Source organism: Sphingobacterium sp. BN32 (assembly GCF_030503615.1).
Taxonomy (GTDB): domain Bacteria; phylum Bacteroidota; class Bacteroidia; order Sphingobacteriales; family Sphingobacteriaceae; genus Sphingobacterium.
This window is the reverse complement of the sequence record NZ_CP129963.1, coordinates 3,234,149-3,249,757: the sequence shown is the minus strand read 5'-3', so window position 1 is coordinate 3,249,757 and position 15,609 is coordinate 3,234,149. Positions and strand designations below refer to the sequence as shown.

General features: G+C 41.6%; 15 protein-coding genes. 8 read left to right on the top strand and 7 right to left on the bottom strand.

The annotated features are described in order from the left end of the window. Nucleotides 1-67: 67 nt before the first annotated feature. Genes QYC40_RS13750 through QYC40_RS13730 form a run of 5 tightly spaced genes read left to right on the top strand, consistent with a single transcriptional unit; the run spans nucleotide 68 to nucleotide 3,937 of the window. Nucleotides 68-727 carry a DedA family protein gene (locus QYC40_RS13750; RefSeq protein ID WP_301990701.1) on the top strand — a complete coding sequence of 220 codons (660 nt, stop codon included), beginning with the start codon at nucleotides 68-70 and terminating at the stop codon, nucleotides 725-727. A 6-nt stretch (nucleotides 728-733) separates the two neighbouring features. Continuing rightward, the gene (locus tag QYC40_RS13745; RefSeq protein ID WP_149525137.1) at nucleotides 734-1,276 is read left to right on the top strand and encodes an inorganic diphosphatase; all 543 of its coding nucleotides are present in this window, start codon (nucleotides 734-736) and stop codon (nucleotides 1,274-1,276) included. An 8-nt stretch (nucleotides 1,277-1,284) separates the two neighbouring features. Continuing rightward, nucleotides 1,285-1,908, top strand: coding sequence for an inorganic diphosphatase (locus QYC40_RS13740; protein WP_301990700.1), 624 nt, complete (start codon nucleotides 1,285-1,287; stop codon nucleotides 1,906-1,908). After that, nucleotides 1,898-3,211: a hemolysin family protein gene (locus QYC40_RS13735; RefSeq protein WP_301990699.1), complete on the top strand. Its 1,314-nt coding sequence runs from the start codon at nucleotides 1,898-1,900 to the stop codon at nucleotides 3,209-3,211. Before QYC40_RS13740 ends, QYC40_RS13735 begins: the two co-directional genes overlap by 11 nt. A gap of 12 nt (nucleotides 3,212-3,223) precedes the next feature. Then, complete coding sequence (locus QYC40_RS13730; RefSeq protein WP_301990698.1) at nucleotides 3,224-3,937, top strand: 16S rRNA (uracil(1498)-N(3))-methyltransferase; 714 nt, start codon at nucleotides 3,224-3,226, stop codon at nucleotides 3,935-3,937. On the opposite strand, the gene QYC40_RS13725 is transcribed toward QYC40_RS13730, so the two are convergent. Genes QYC40_RS13725 through QYC40_RS13715 form a run of 3 tightly spaced genes read right to left on the bottom strand, consistent with a single transcriptional unit; the run spans nucleotide 3,934 to nucleotide 6,548 of the window. Continuing rightward, nucleotides 3,934-4,416 (bottom strand): hypothetical protein, encoded by a 483-nt coding sequence (locus tag QYC40_RS13725; protein WP_301990697.1) that lies wholly within the window; start codon nucleotides 4,414-4,416, stop codon nucleotides 3,934-3,936. The two genes, QYC40_RS13730 and QYC40_RS13725, sit on opposite strands and share 4 nt — an antisense overlap. 1 nt (nucleotide 4,417) lies before the next feature. Beyond that, entirely contained in the window at nucleotides 4,418-5,899 is a 1,482-nt protein-coding gene (locus tag QYC40_RS13720; RefSeq protein WP_301990696.1) for an FtsX-like permease family protein, read from the bottom strand. Nucleotide 5,900: 1 nt separating this feature from the next. Next, nucleotides 5,901-6,548, bottom strand: a complete 648-nt coding sequence (locus QYC40_RS13715) for an ABC transporter ATP-binding protein (RefSeq protein ID WP_301990695.1) — start codon at nucleotides 6,546-6,548, stop codon at nucleotides 5,901-5,903. 176 nt (nucleotides 6,549-6,724) lie between these two features. On the opposite strand from QYC40_RS13715, the gene QYC40_RS13710 reads away from it, so the two are divergent. Next, nucleotides 6,725-9,463, top strand: a complete 2,739-nt coding sequence (locus QYC40_RS13710) for a TonB-dependent receptor (protein ID WP_301990694.1) — start codon at nucleotides 6,725-6,727, stop codon at nucleotides 9,461-9,463. A gap of 70 nt (nucleotides 9,464-9,533) precedes the next feature. Next, entirely contained in the window at nucleotides 9,534-10,694 is a 1,161-nt protein-coding gene (locus QYC40_RS13705) for a hypothetical protein (RefSeq protein WP_301990693.1), read from the top strand. A 399-nt stretch (nucleotides 10,695-11,093) separates the two neighbouring features. Here QYC40_RS13705 and QYC40_RS13700 read toward each other — a convergent pair whose 3' ends face one another. From QYC40_RS13700 to QYC40_RS13685, 4 genes are all read right to left on the bottom strand, one after another. Continuing rightward, complete coding sequence (locus QYC40_RS13700; RefSeq protein WP_301990692.1) at nucleotides 11,094-12,464, bottom strand: nucleoside permease; 1,371 nt, start codon at nucleotides 12,462-12,464, stop codon at nucleotides 11,094-11,096. Between the two features lie 32 nt (nucleotides 12,465-12,496). Then, a complete protein-coding gene (locus QYC40_RS13695) occupies nucleotides 12,497-13,144 on the bottom strand; it encodes a bifunctional nuclease family protein (protein ID WP_301990691.1) in 648 nt (215 codons plus the stop codon). A gap of 103 nt (nucleotides 13,145-13,247) precedes the next feature. Continuing rightward, nucleotides 13,248-14,222, bottom strand: a complete 975-nt coding sequence (locus tag QYC40_RS13690; RefSeq protein WP_301990690.1) for an electron transfer flavoprotein subunit alpha/FixB family protein — start codon at nucleotides 14,220-14,222, stop codon at nucleotides 13,248-13,250. A 23-nt stretch (nucleotides 14,223-14,245) separates the two neighbouring features. After that, nucleotides 14,246-14,977, bottom strand: a complete 732-nt coding sequence (locus tag QYC40_RS13685; RefSeq protein ID WP_301990689.1) for an electron transfer flavoprotein subunit beta/FixA family protein — start codon at nucleotides 14,975-14,977, stop codon at nucleotides 14,246-14,248. A 292-nt stretch (nucleotides 14,978-15,269) separates the two neighbouring features. On the opposite strand from QYC40_RS13685, the gene QYC40_RS13680 reads away from it, so the two are divergent. Beyond that, a complete protein-coding gene (locus tag QYC40_RS13680) occupies nucleotides 15,270-15,602 on the top strand; it encodes a tetratricopeptide repeat protein (protein WP_301990688.1) in 333 nt (110 codons plus the stop codon). The last annotated feature ends 7 nt before the right edge of the window (nucleotides 15,603-15,609 follow it).

The following is a 15,609-nucleotide window of genomic DNA, read 5'->3' as shown; positions in this document are numbered from 1 at the left end:
CGGTTCCGATAGTGTGTTTTCACTATTGTAGTTGGGTTAAGGTTTAGAAGGAACTATTGAATATATTATGCAAGAATATTTGTTGTCTTTTCAACAATTGCTAGATGCTGAATATCTATTAAGTCACGGTGGTTTTTACATCGTCTGCCTTATTGTTTTTGCGGAAACCGGTTTGTTCTTCGGTTTCTTTTTGCCTGGTGATTATTTACTTTTCTTAGCTGGACTGTTCTGTGCAGCGAATAAGATTGATGTTGATATTGTAACGCTTTATTTTGGTATTCTTTCCGCCGGTATTCTCGGGAATTTTGCGGGATATTGGTTTGGATATCGAACGGGACCCATGCTCTTTAAACGAAAGGATTCCCTGCTTTTCAAACGGAAATACGTCATCATGGCGGAGGAGTTTTTTCAAAAATATGGCGGAACAGCATTAATAATTGGTCGATTTGTCCCTATTATTCGTACATTTGCACCCATATTTGCTGGTGTAGTGCAACTTAACTTCCGCAAATTCGTATTTTACAATGTGTTTGGAGCCTTTTTATGGGTTTCTTTATTGACATTGACAGGGTACTATTTGGGTATTAAGTTTCCAGAAATTATCAACTATGTAGAGTATATTATCGTGGCATTGATTGTTATTGCATTCTTGCCTATCGTAATTGCTTTATTGAAGCGTTGGTTGAAAAATAGAAAAACAAAGAAAGACGACATAAACAAACAGTAATTTTTAATGAGTACACAACATCCTTGGCATCAAGTTTCTCCCGGAGAAGACTTGCCTAATTCCGTGAATGCTATTATCGAAATTCCTAAAGGTTCAAAAGCGAAATACGAAATCGACAAAGATAGTGGATTAATCAAGTTGGACCGCGTCCTATTTTCTTCCGTAATGTATCCTGCCAACTATGGCTTTATCCCACAGACTTACTGTGATGATAAGGATCCTTTGGATATTCTTGTTTTATGTTCAGTTGATGTTTATCCGATGAGCTTAATCGAGGCTAAAGTTATCGGTGTTATGCACATGATCGACAATGGCGAGCAAGATGATAAAATTATTGCGGTTGCAAAGCACGATATGTCGGTTAACTACATCAACGATTTATCAGAACTTCCTCCACATACTATGAAAGAGATCGTTCGTTTCTTCCAGGACTATAAAGCCCTTGAAGGTAAAAACGTGACGATTGAAAACTTATATGGACGTTCATACGCGCAAAACATTATTTTAGAAAGCGTTGAATTGTACAATAAGGAGATTCGAAACAAATAACCATCAATATGGACGACGTCGATAGGCTCTGGACCATAATACTGTTGCTGTTTGTCGGAATTAGTTCTGCAAATGCTCAGCAACATCCTTGGCATCAGGTTTCTCCGGGCAATGAAGCTCCGAAAGTAGTAACTGCTGTCATTGAAATAAGTAAAGGTTCTAGAGCGAAATACGAAATTGATAAGACCTCGGGTCTATTAAAGTTGGATAGGGTACTGAATGCTTCGGTATTCTATCCAACTAATTATGGTTTCATCCCACAAACCTACTGTGGTGATAAAGATCCCCTAGATATTTTAGTGTTATGTTCGCAAGACCTAGAACCGTATTCGCTCGTTGATGCGAAGGTTATCGGTGTTTTGCGCATGCTTGATTCTGGCGAGCAAGATGACAAGATCATTGCTGTCGCCAAGAATGACGCAAGCCTAAATTATCTGAATGATCTTTCAGAACTTCCCCCTCATAGCATGAAAGAAATCACCCATTTCTTTCAGACCTATAAATCCATCGATAACAAGTCGATAAAAATTGAAAATATTTCTGGGCAAACTGATGCCCAAAATGTTATATTAGAGAGTTTAGAACTATACAAAACACAATTCGGAAATAAAGACCTAACTAATGGCAATTGATATTTTTTGGACTATTTTTTTAGTGCTGGCTAATGGTTTTTTTGTTGCAGCTGAATTTGCAATTGTGAAAGTTCGAGCTTCTCAGATAGAACTCCAGGCTAAATCAGGAAGTAAAGTAGCGCAAATCGCGAAGAATATAACAGAACATCTGGATGGTTATCTTGCTGCTACGCAGTTAGGTATTACGCTCGCGTCTCTTGCCCTTGGATGGGTCGGAGAGGCGGTTATGACCCAGATTGTTCATCAAATTTTTGGATGGTTCAATGTTGAGCTGTCCGGTAAATTGGCGACTAACTTAGGTCATGTGTTGGCCTTCAGTATCATCACCTTTATGCATATTGTATTCGGTGAATTAGCACCAAAGTCGATTGCGATACAGAAGCCGGTGGCAACGACGATGAAAGTGGCAATTCCATTGCAATTCTTCTATTACGTATTTAGACCGATCATTTACTTATTGAACGGATTCGCTAATTTCTTGTTACGATTGATCGGAATTCAAGTGAGTGCACATGAAGCTAGTCACTCGTCGGAAGAACTGCAGTATCTTTTGGAAAAAGGAAAAGAAAGCGGTGCTTTGAACAATTCCGAGCATGAGTTGATCAAAAACGTATTTGATTTCAACGAACGTATCGTAAAGAATATCATGGTTCCACGTACGAAGATTGTAGCCGTAGAACAAGACGAAACTGCAGAAGACTTTATCGAGACCGTAACGGAAGAGGGATACTCTCGTATTCCAATTTACGATGATAATATTGACCAAATTATTGGTGTTGTGCATACGAAGGACATTCTTCCTTTGTTAGTAAAGGGTAAGGAAGTTGTGTTGAAAAACATCATGCGCAAGCCTTATTTCATTCCTGAGACGAAGAAAATCAATGATTTAATGACAGAGTTTCAGTTGAAGCGCATCCAAATCGCTTTTGTATTGGATGAATTCGGAGGAACCGCCGGTATGGTGACATTGGAAGATATCGTTGAAGAGCTTGTTGGAGAGATCCAGGACGAGTATGATGAAGAAACTCCAGTAGTGGAGCAGATCTCGGAAACAGAGTTCATGGTGGATGCCGGAGCAAGCGTTCATGATGCGAATGGCTACCTGCCATTGGAGCTTCCGGAAAGTTCAGACTACGATACGATCGCAGGCTTGGTGAGCCATGTCTTTGAGCGTATCCCCGATGTGGGCGACAGCACTGAGGCATTGGGCTACTGTTTCACGATCATGAAGAAAACACAACAGAATATCGAGTTTGTGAAGCTTGATCTGGTGGAAACAGCAAACGACGACAACGAGGAATAAGACGATTTAAGCATGCACTTATTTTATACTCCCGACATTGATACACAGGCTTCTCACTATCAGTTAAGTGAGGAAGAGAGCAAACATGCTGTACGCGTGTTGCGATTAGCAGTTACGGATACTGTACAGTTGATCGATGGGAGTGGGGGCATGTATGAGGCGGAGATTATTGATGCTCATCCAAAGCGCTGCACGCTTCAGATTCTTTCCAGAACATTCGAATTCCAAAAGCCAAGCTATCATTTGCATATCGCTGTTGCACCGACCAAGAATATCGATCGAATCGAATGGTTCTTAGAGAAGGCAACAGAAATCGGTATACAAGAAATTACTCCTTTAATAAGCGAGCATTCGGAGCGTAAGGAAGTCAAAGTAGATCGACTGAACAAAGTAGTTGTCTCGGCGATGAAACAGTCGCTGAAGGCTTATATGCCGCGCATAAACGAGGCTATAAGCTTCGATAAGTTCCTCGCTCAGCAAAAGGACTCCGAAAGCTTGAAAGCCATTGCATATTGCGTAGATGATGAGAAGAAATACTTAAACCAAGTATTTCCTAAGAACCAAAGCTATCTTGTATTGATCGGGCCAGAAGGCGATTTCTCTCAAAAAGAAATCCAGCAAGCCTTAGCTGCTGGATTCCATCCTATATCTTTAGGCGAGGCAAGGTTGCGAACAGAAACTGCTGCCCTCTACGCCTGTTTGGAGATTGCGCTCCTGAATCGTTAATTGATTAACTCAGCATCAAAGATCTGAATCTCGGCATTCCCTTTTAAAGGCTCCGGATTGAACTTCATCTTTCCTTTCAATTTAATAGGCTCATCCGAAAACTTCACTGTACCTTTCTTCATGAAGATCTCCACCATCGGAGGGATACCGTTCGTACCACAGAATTGACATTGCGTAATTGGTAATACGGATAACATAAAAGTACTGTGATTTCTACCGCTTACCAGCGGGACGATATATCCAGGAAGCTCGACAATCGTGTTTTCTAATTTCTTCAAAGGCGCAGGGTAGCTAGGCGTGTACACCTTTTTGTTACCAACCGTTGACACCTTATACATCATTTTATCAATCGCCTCCCAGGTGCTGTTCATCATTGGTGTATGATCAGGTACCTGATTTTGGTTATAATTCCCAATCTGTGCTTTCGAAAAAGTGACAGTTAATGTGATTAATAATACTGTTAATAATATTCTCTTCATCTTATTTATTCCCTAATATCGTCGATATGGTTGTGTTGTATGCTTTTATCGCCGGAATAACCGAAGCGATGACGCCGATTAGACAAGCCGTCAGCAAAATTAACCATTCCTTGCTATAAATACTAAACGCTTGGATGATATCTGCACTTTGGCTGGTCTGCGTACTGATAAAGTACAAGCCTAAATGTCCGAATAACAATCCCAGCAATCCACCAATCGTGGTGATCACCAATCCTTCGACCAAAAGCAATGCAAATAGTTTAACCTTCGAAGCGCCCAATGCACGCATGATGGCCAAGTCGTACTTTCTATCTTTCAACGCGTTATATAAACTGATAAATACGCTTAAGCCGGCGATAATCATGATCACATAGGCCAATATTTCCAAGGAGTCGATACCCACGCCTAATAGAGAAAACAGCCTAGCAGTCTCCAATGCGGGCGATGCCGCCTGCATGCTGGTCGATTGATTGATCAACTTCGGTACCACGCCAATCGCAGCAGGAGAGCTGTATTTCACCAATAATGCGGTAATCTCCAAGCTGTGATCCTGAATCACATCATCGGCAATGCTCTTAACAAAGACATTATCTCTAGGGCGTTCGGAAACGATGCTGTCTGTTTGCTCGCTGCTTGCCGCTTGTTTTGCATCTGCAGGGCTTAGGGCAGCATGTTCGTGCTCATGTGCGTCGTGATTATGACCTTCATGATCATGTCCTTCATGGTCATGCCCCTCATGGTCGTGTGCTTCTGAGCTAGCCGCTGTGTTATGTGCATGTTCTTCATGCTGATGATCCGCATGATCGTGATCATGGTCATCATGCGCATGCTCGTGGCCTTCGTGCTCATGATCATGATCATCATGGTTGATTCCATGCACGTCCCACACACTTTGCAAGTCGCAAAGTATCAAATTATCAACAACCGAGCCGGATGGTTTTAAGATTCCCACTACGGTAAAAGGATGCTCGTCATGCACATGCGCATTCTCCGCCAGGCCGTGCGCACTATGAATCTGATCGCCTAGTTTCAGCTGATGCTTGCGCGCGGTCTCACTACCTAATACGATTTCGAAACTCTTCGCCCATAATTTCCCCTCCGCCAATGAAAGCTCGTAAAGCCCCATGTAGCTGGTGTCAGTTCCGATAATGCGGTGTCCTTTAAAGTTATCGCCTAAGGAAATCGGCACGGCCGTTTCAATGAAAGGGTTCTCCTTTAGTTTTTCGGCTTCCGCAAGCTTGATATTCCCCGTTGGGTTATCAATATGATATAAAGTACTCAGGATTAGTTGCAGCGGGCTCCCTTTCGCACCGACTACCAAATCAACCTGCTTACTATTATTGTCTAATTGCTTTTCGAACGTATCGCTTGTAATATATATACTGACCAATATCGCTACACCGAAGGCCGTTAAAATAATACTCAAGAAGGTCGAACCCCATTGCTGCGTGATATTCTTCCAGACTAGTTGAAATATATTCATCTTATAATGCCGATAGTTGATAGTTATTGTTGAATTCGTCTTTTAATCTTTTGTCGTGCGTCGAGATAATCAAGGTGCTACCCTGTTCGTCCGCCAATGCTTTGATGAGCTCAATAACCAAGAAAGTATTCTTATCATCTAAAGAAGCAGTAGGTTCATCGGCAATCAACAAGGCAGGTTTATTGATCAATGCTCTGGCGATTGCAACACGCTGCACCTGTCCGCGGCTGAGCTCATTCGGCTTGCGATTAGATAAAGTGGATAATTGTAGCTTTTCTAACAAGTTAGCTACTTCCGACTCGTTGACAGGGAAACCAGCAAGCGACTGTGCAAGCTTGATGTTCTCGGCAACCGTCAGGTTCTTTAATAAGTGTGCTTCTTGAAAGATAAATCCTAGGTTCTTTGCACGGAACTTATCCAAGTTGGTCTCTTGTAATTGGTAGATATCTTGGCCTTGTATATAGACTTTTCCCGTTGTGGGTGCCGAAAAACCTGCAATCAGGTTCAACAGCGTTGATTTTCCAGAGCCAGATTCGCCTAAGATAAGCGTATGCTGCTGTTTCGGGATATTAAGATTTTCAAATATAAGTTTGGATCCTTTAGGATATTGATAGGACAAACTTTCTGTGTGTAGCACAAAATCGTTCATAATGTTACTTTGTTGCAATTTAACACTAATTACCCGTTTCTCCCAATATAAAAACCATTAATCTGGGCCATCTACTTCTTAACAATTCGTTAACGAACCGCTTATATTAAGATAATGGAACGTTAATATTCACATAACAACTAGCTTATAGTTTTGCAACATAATATTAACATACTATGAATTGTATTAAAACATTGTTTACGGTTATGCTATTATGTGTTGCGACGCTAGTTGCCAATGCACAACAAGTAGCATACGGTGTAAAAGGGGTTGTAGTTGACGTTGAAAGCTACGAGCCATTAAAAGGGGCAACCATTACGATTGCTAACTCTCAATTAGGGACAACGACCAATGAAAAAGGCGAGTTCTACATCCCACTACCAAGTAACAAACCTGCCGAATATCTTATTCGCGCAAGCATTATGGGGTACGACGGACAAGAGATTACTTTCACGCTAAGTGCTTCAGACACAGAGTTTGTATCTTTTGCTTTAAAGAACAAGGATGCTGTCATTGAAGAGGTTGTGGTTACGAGACGCAGAGAGAAGGCTACAGAGCTTGCGCTTTTGGAGGAAAGACGCAAATCTAACCTAATGGTCGAGTCTATCGGTACACAAGAATTATCAAGAAAAGGCGTAAGCGACGCGCGCGCAGCCCTTACTAAAATGGCTGGTGTATCCAGACAAGAAGGTGCTAAAAACGTATTCGTACGTGGACTAGGCGATCGTTACAATTCTTCATCCCTTAACGGTTTGCCACTACCTTCTGAGGACCCATTATATAAAAATATCTCCTTAGATTTCTTCAGTTCAGATGTTATACAGAGCATCAATGTTAACAAAACGTTTAATCCTACAATTGGTGGAGACGTTGCGGGTGCCAATGTGGACATTTTTACAAAAGAAGCAACAGGAAATAGTTTAGAGGTTGCCGTATCAGGCGGGGCGAACTCCCAAACAATTGGAAAAGATAACTTTAAGCGAATTGATGGAACAAGCTGGTTCGGATCTTTAAATGGAGGTTCAAAACATCATATCAATACGTTAAACGACTACTCATTCAAAAACAGCTGGGTTGCTAAACCAATTGATAATTTGATCAACTCCAACTTTAAGATCTTAGGAAACCGTCGTTTTGATCTAGGTGGCAAGACATTAAGCTTGTTCTTCACCGGAGGGATGGATTCCAAATACAGGTTTGCGGAAGGTGTTGTTGGAGCAGCGACGACCATCGGTCAAGTTTACCAGGATCAAACATACATCAGAAATCAGTACAATGTATCGCAGAACGCGATGGTGAACCTTCGTTATGCTTTTGACAAAGGAATGCTAAGCTTTAACTCCCTATATATCCATGACCAAGTACAAGATTTCTCTGAATTTTTTGGATTCAACGCAAATGAAGTAGAAGGAGACCGCGAGTTTGCTAGAAGACAGCAAATCAATGACAACCACATCTCGGTATCTCAGATCTTAGGAAAATACGAGTTCAATCAGAATTGGAGTACAGATGTTGCCGTTGGTTTCAACTATGTTGTCGGAAACGAACCGGATAGAAGAGTAAACAGATTTTTGGAAAACGGAGGCAAGTACCGCTTCAGTACCAATTCGTCCGGAAACAATGAGCGTTATTTCTCTGATATGACAGAAAAAGGAATCGTAAGCCGTGCCATCGTAACTTATAAATTGAATAACGAAGAGGGATTGGATAGAAAAATCGATTTTGGATACAACGGAAATATAACCAAAAGAGACTTCAATGCGACGATCTTCAATCATGAACTTTTGCCACCATATGGTAGCGACATCGATATTGCTAATCCAGACCAATACTTCAATACAGAAAAGTTAGGCAGTATATTTAATCTGGTTACTTTGAGAGGTAAGAGCGATGAATTTGCTTTCCTTCCTTTCTACTATAACGGTAAAAAGAACATTCACGCTGCGGTAGCAAACGCGACTTACCAATTCAATGCAGACTTTACCGCAATGCTAGGGTTAAGATTCGAGAAGGTGACGCAAGATGTTGATTTCTATACCAACGTAACGCAAAGTGAGATTATCGGTCCATCGAAAATTGATAAGTCATTCTTATTGCCAAGTGTTAACTTGAAATATAACTTAGGTGAAGCGATGATCCTTCGCGCATCGGGTAGTAAAACCTATACCTTGCCTCAATTTATTGAAATTGCGCCAATGCGTTACGCCGGACAAAATAACAATACGGAAGGTAACTCCGACTTGATCCCTGCAGAGACTTACAACGCAGACTTGAAGTGGGAATTATACCCGGAAGGCGGCGAGTTGATCTCTTTCGGTGTATTCTACAAGCACATTAAAAACCCAATCGGCAGATCTACCATTCCTTCGGGAGGTAATACCCTAACATTCCTGAACGTAGGTGGTTCGGCAGATGTATTAGGTGCGGAAATGGAAATCAAGAAAGACCTAATCAAAACGGCAACAGCAAATGGTGAAAACGTGTTGTCTGCAGGCTTGAACGTATCTTACTTACACTCTAAGCAAAAGTTAGAAAATCCATTAGCGCAATTCACGAAGGAGTCGGACAAATTAGAAGGCGCATCACCATTAATGGTTAATGCAGATTTAACGTATAAGTTAAACCTAAACCGTGTGGAATTGATGCCAACGGTGGTGTTCAATTACTTCTCAGATCGTATTTTCTCAATCGGTACTAGAGGATTCGGTAACATCATGGAGAAAGGTGTTCCAACATTGGATTTCAATTTGAGAGGTACTGTAAATAAGAAGATTGGCTTCTCGGTTAAAGCTGAAAACATCATCAACCCTTATCGTGAACTGTCGATGGACTTCTCGAATGGAGCCCCTCAATTGATGGTGGAGCGCTACAAGCGCGGTATGGATTTCAGCGCAGGTTTATCTTATAAGTTTTAATGTAAAGTTAACATACAGATAACTTGTAAGTTATGTTAACGTGGTTCTTTTGTATAGAAATTAAATGATTATGAAAACAAAGTTATTAGCAATTTTAGCAGCAGGTGCATTCGCATTCACAGCATGTTCAGATGATGAACCAGTAAAACCAACTCCAGGTGGTAAAGCTGAATTAAAAGGAAATATTTCCGCAAACACAACATTAGATGCAAACGTTGAGTACACATTATCGGGAACAGTTTTAGTAAACTCAGGAGCGACATTAACAATCCCTGCAGGTACTACGATCAAAGCTGCGGCTAATGGTACAGATATCTACATCCTTGTAGAAAAAGGCGGTAAATTAATCGCTGACGGTACAGCTAGCAAACCAATTGTATTTACATCGAATGCAGCGTCTCCGAAACAAGGTGACTGGGGCGGTATCATCCTAAACGGTAAAGCTCCTCTTTCAAGAAAAGAAGGTGCAGCAAGTGATGCAGGTACAGAAATCAACAACAAAATCAAATTTGGTGGCGATGATGTAAATGATAACTCAGGTGTATTAAACTTCGTAAAAATCGAATATACAGGTGCTCGTATCGACCAAACAGCAGAACACAATGGTTTAACATTGAACGGCGTTGGTAAAGGAACAAAATTAAGCAACATCTACATTTCTTACGGTGATGATGATGCTATCGAGTTCTTCGGTGGAACAGTTGATGCAACGAACATTTTAGTAGTAAACTGTACAGACGATATGTTCGATTTCTCTCAAGGATATAGAGGTACTGTTACAAATGCTTACGGTATCAGAGAAGCGAAATACTTACCTGTAACGGAAGATCCTCGTGGTGTTGAAGCTGACGGTAACTTAGATGGAGCAACTCCTACAGACATTAACCAATCAGATTTCACTATCAACGGTATCACGATCGTAAACAATGCTCCAGGTGCTGATGCAAACTTAACGATGCATGATGTATTCAAAATCCGTAGAGGTGCAAAAGCGACAATCAAAAACGCTTATGCTAAATTCGGAGCTGGTACTACTGTAGCTGATTTAATCGACTTAACAGATAGTAAAGGTGCTGGTAACGGCGGAACGTCAATTGAGTACACAATCGATCCTGCAAACGGATTAGATAAAGCTAAGATCAAAAACGACGTGAATGCAACAATCACGAAGAAAGACGGATTAAAAGGTGCTGATGCATCAGCATTCTCTTGGACTGGTTACAAGTTCTAAGCCGACTCTCAAATTCTAAAATATTAATCATAGTACATATTTTAAGGCCTCCAAGCAATTGGAGGCTTTTTTGTATTAGCAATTCGATCATCTTGTCTAGCCCTTTTCCAACCTTCTTTGAATAATTCCCAAACCATAGCCCATGTATAGCCCAATCAAACCCGCTCCATAAGGGTTTTGATTGGGTTATACATGGGGTTTGAAAGGGCTTTGAAAGGGCTTTGAAAGGGAAGTGAGCTGAAGGAAATATCTCCTATATTCGAGGGCATCTTAATAAAGGGAAAATGCAAGCAGCTAGGTATTTCGAAATGTACAGTAGAATACCTTGCAAATAAAAACACCCGCTGGGCATAGATAGAGCCACAACGGGTGTTTGTAATATGTTTTGTGAAAACTCTGTTAGTGTTTAACAGGGGTATCTGCTTGATGTTTATGTCTGAAGAGGATAGCGAACAAAATCGCTACAACAAGCGTGTACAGGGCAAAAGCAATCCAGATATGTTGCCAATCTTTTAGATGGATCACTTTATCAAACACACCATTTGTTATTTCTACGCCGCGAGAGCCAATAAAATTCAATAGTGATTGGTTGTCTGGGGTTGTATCTAAAAAGCTCGCCAGCGAGCTTGTATCGTTGAAAGAAAGGGTGTAATACTTGTCGATCACCCATCCCGACACACGAGAACCTAGTACAGCGCCAAAACCATTGGTCATCATCATAAATAAACCTTGCGCTGATGAGCGAATCTGGTTGTTCGTCGTGGTTTCGACAAATAGGGATCCGGAGATATTGAAAAAGTCAAATGCCATACCATAGACGATACAGGAAAGGATGATCATCCATAAGCCGGCGGATGGATCTCCGTATGCAAATAATGCGAAACGCAATACCCAAGCGACCATGGCAATTAGCATGACCTGCTTGATACCAAATCTTTTCAGGAAGAAAGGGATAGCGAGGATAAATAGGGTCTCGGAAATCTGCGAGATCGACATGATGATGGTGGAGTATTCGACAACGAAAGAATCCGCCCATTTCGGGAAGAACTTAAATTCATCTAAGAATACATCACCATAGGCATTGGTTAACTGTAAGGCTGCACCCAGGAACATCGAAAAGATAAAGAACATAGCCATCTTAAAATTGCCAAACAATTTAAAGGCTTCCAGTCCGAGCATTTGCGCTAGACTAGCATTTTCTTTCAGATGATGTTGCGGAGGACACTTAGGTAGGTTGAAAAAGGAATAAACGCTGAGGAGGACAGATCCACCTGCGGCTATATAAAACTGACCTTCGGTTGCTTTGCTGCCCGTCAGGTTGGTGATCCACATGGCTGCGATAAAGCCTACGGTTCCCCAAACACGGATAGGAGGGAAGGCTTTGATGAGGTCGTAATTGCCCTGCGTAAGCGCAGTATAGGCGATGGAGTTGGATAATGCGAGGGTTGGCATGTAACAGCACATGGCCAAGAGCATCACATTAAAAAAACCTCCGGGGTCTTGCACCTGTGCGAGGTAGATTAAGCAGACTGCATAGAGGAAGTGTAGACCTATATACAATCGCTCGGCATTTACCCAACGATCGGCAATGATTCCCATTAGGGTCGGCATGAAAAGCGATGCGATCCCCATGGTTGAAAAGATTGCGCCAAATTGTGTTCCGTCCCATTGTTTAGTGCCAAACCAGTAGTTGGCAATAGTGATTAACCAGGCTCCCCACACAAAGAATTGCAGGAAGTTCATTATGGTCAACCTAAGTTTAATAGACATACTTATAGGTGAGATTATTTAAAAGCTATGAATTAAGATTTTCGTTTCTCAATTTCGTCCCTGATTTTGGCTGCGGTTTCGTACTGTTCGTTCTCAATCGCTTTCTCTAGGGTTTTCTCCAGTTGTTCCATCGTGAGTGATGCATATGGAGAGGGTTTGTTTTTTGCGGGCTCTTTTGGTTCTGGCGTTGGCTCAGCCTCGGGAGTCGTTGTTTCCGTTTGTTTGTACGATCCGACGTTTTCGATATTCTCCAGGAATGCAAAATCATTGCCTTCGATCACGATTCCGGCGGTATTCATGATGAAATCATAGGTGTAGATTGGGCTTTCGAAGCGTACCGCCAATGCAACAGCATCTGAGGTGCGGGCATCTATCTCTACGGTCTTATCGCCATCATTGCAGATTAATTTGGCGAAAAATATTCCGTCTACGAGGTTGTAGATCAATACTTCTTCCAATTTGATGTTGAATGTATCAGCAAATGCTTTGAATAAATCATGTGTCAATGGCCTGCTCGGCGTCATTTTTTCGATTTCGACAGCGATAGACTGCGCTTCGAATCCTCCGATAATGACAGGTAGTCTACGGTTTCCTGCTACTTCCCCCAACACTAGCGCATAGGCTCCAGATTGTGTTTGGCTATACGATAATCCTACAATATCTAACTTGATTTTCTTCATTGACAAATCGTTAACGGAATTACAAAGATGCTAATATTCGGAGCAAAAAAAAAGTGACCTTGTTATTTTTATCCAAGGCCACCCGTTCATTGTTTAGTTTTTACTAGTTGTGTTTTAAGTTTTTGATTGCTTCCGTTAGTTTAGGAACAATCTCAAACGCGTCGCCCACGATGCCGTAGTCTGCCACTTTAAAGAATGGCGCTTCGGGATCTTTGTTGATAACGACGATAGTTTTAGACGAGCTCACGCCCGCCAAGTGTTGGATAGCGCCAGAGATACCGATAGCGATGTATAGGTTCGGGCTTACCACAATACCAGTTTGTCCAACGTGCTCCGAGTGCGGGCGCCATCCGGCGTCAGAAACTGGTTTAGAACATGCTGTAGCAGCACCTAACACATCTGCTAGCTCTTCGATCATCGCCCAGTTCTCCGGACCTTTCATCCCGCGGCCTGCTGATACAACGATTTCTGCTTCTGGAAGAGAAACTTTGTCGGTTGCACGTACGATGTCTTTTACCATTACTGCAAAGTCGTTCGCATTAACGTCTGGCGTAAAGGCTACGATTTCTGAGCTCGTTGCTGCTTCTTTTAATTCGAAAGCATTTGGATTTAATGCGATTACCTTGTTGGCAGAAGAAATGACTTCCGTCGCAAATGCTTTGTTCGAGAAAGCTGTTTTCTTCACTTCCAGGCTGTCGCCATTCCAGGTCGGTAGGTTGATTGCGCCATCCGCCAGACCTGCGTCTAACTTCGCTGCTACGCGCGGTGCCAATCCTTTACCGCTGAACGAATTGGAAAGAACAACGATAGAAGCCTGCTCTTGCTTCGCTGCTGAAGCGATAATCGAAGCGTAGGCTTTATTTACGAAGTTCTTTAAATTATCTTGACTAGCGTTCAATACTTTAGAAACCCCGTACTTGCCTAATTTCTCTAATTCGGCATCCGCTACATTTCCGATGGAAAGAGCGACTACGGTATCTCCTTTTTGATCAGCAATTGCTTTTGCATAGGATGCAACCTCAAATGCTGATTTCTTAAGAACGCCTTCTGTATTTTCTATATAAACTAATATTGCCATGTGTTTTTCTTGCTTAAAAATGATTAGATAACTTTAGCTTCTCCGTGAAGTAATTGAACAAGTTGATCAACATCTTCTACTAATTTCACTGTTCCACGCGGAGCAGGGCTTTCATAACGAGCAATCGAAGCAAGTTCTGCCACTTCAATAGGTTCTACCACCTGTAAAGGTTTCGTGCGAGCACCCATAATACCACGCATATTCGGGATCTTTGGTTCCGCCACGCCTTCTGCAGTTCCGATAACGACTGGCAACGAAACAGATAACACTTCTTTACCGCCTTCAATTTCGCGGTCTACTGTTGCTTCGTTTCCTTGAATATCAACTTTCTTCGCGATGGAAATTGATGGCAGGTCTAATAGCTCGCCCAATAAAGCAGCTACCTGTGCACCATTGTAATCTATAGATTCGCGGCCCGTTAGGATTAAATCAAATCCTTGGCCTTTTGCGTAGTTTGCAATCTGATTTGCTACGAACCAAGCATCGCGAGGCTGTGCATTTACACGTACTGCATCATCAGCACCGATAGCTAGGGCTTTACGGATGGTAGGTTCAGTTGAAGCATCGCCTACGTTAATTACCGTTACGGTTCCTTTTCCGCCTTCAGCAAGCTCTACAGCTTTAGAAAGTGCGATTTCGTCGTAAGGGTTGATGATGTACTGGATACCCGCAGTATTGAATACGGTGTTATCATTGGTAAACGTTATTTTCGATGTCGTATCTGGGACATTACTAATACATACTAATATCTTCATAAATCTAGCGTTTTACACAAACCTACATTTTTTGCCATGCATTTCAAAGGAGCGACAGGCGAATTTGATTGCCATAAACAAAGTGGTTAGAATATTATTTTGTTAATAATTCATGTCTTATTTTGATAATTGTCAATTTAAATCGGGTTGAATTAGATTTTTATTACGATAATTTCATTTATTTTATCTGAAACGTCAATTGTCATTGTATTGTCAATTCTATGCTAGCATAGTAAATGCCATTTTCATTGTATTTTTCTATGCGCTGCGGAATAATGCTTATTTTTGTGTTATGGAAGGTAGATTAACACAATTGCAAGAGTTTTTGAAGGAGAGTCCAAATGATCCTTTTTTGAAATATGCTTTAACGATGGAATACGTGAAGTTAGGGGAGGAGGATCAAGCGCTAGCTGGTTTTGAGGATTTGCTTTCGGCGCATGAAGATTACGTAGGTACCTATTACCATTTCGGAAAATTTTTAGAGTCTAAACACGATCAAGATCGCGCGATTGAAATTTATGAAAAAGGCATACAGATTGCCCAACAGAAGCGCAATTTCCATGCTTTGGGCGAACTTCGGAACGCTCATCTGGCGGCTACTGGTTTGCTCGACGAAGATGAATAATGTTAAA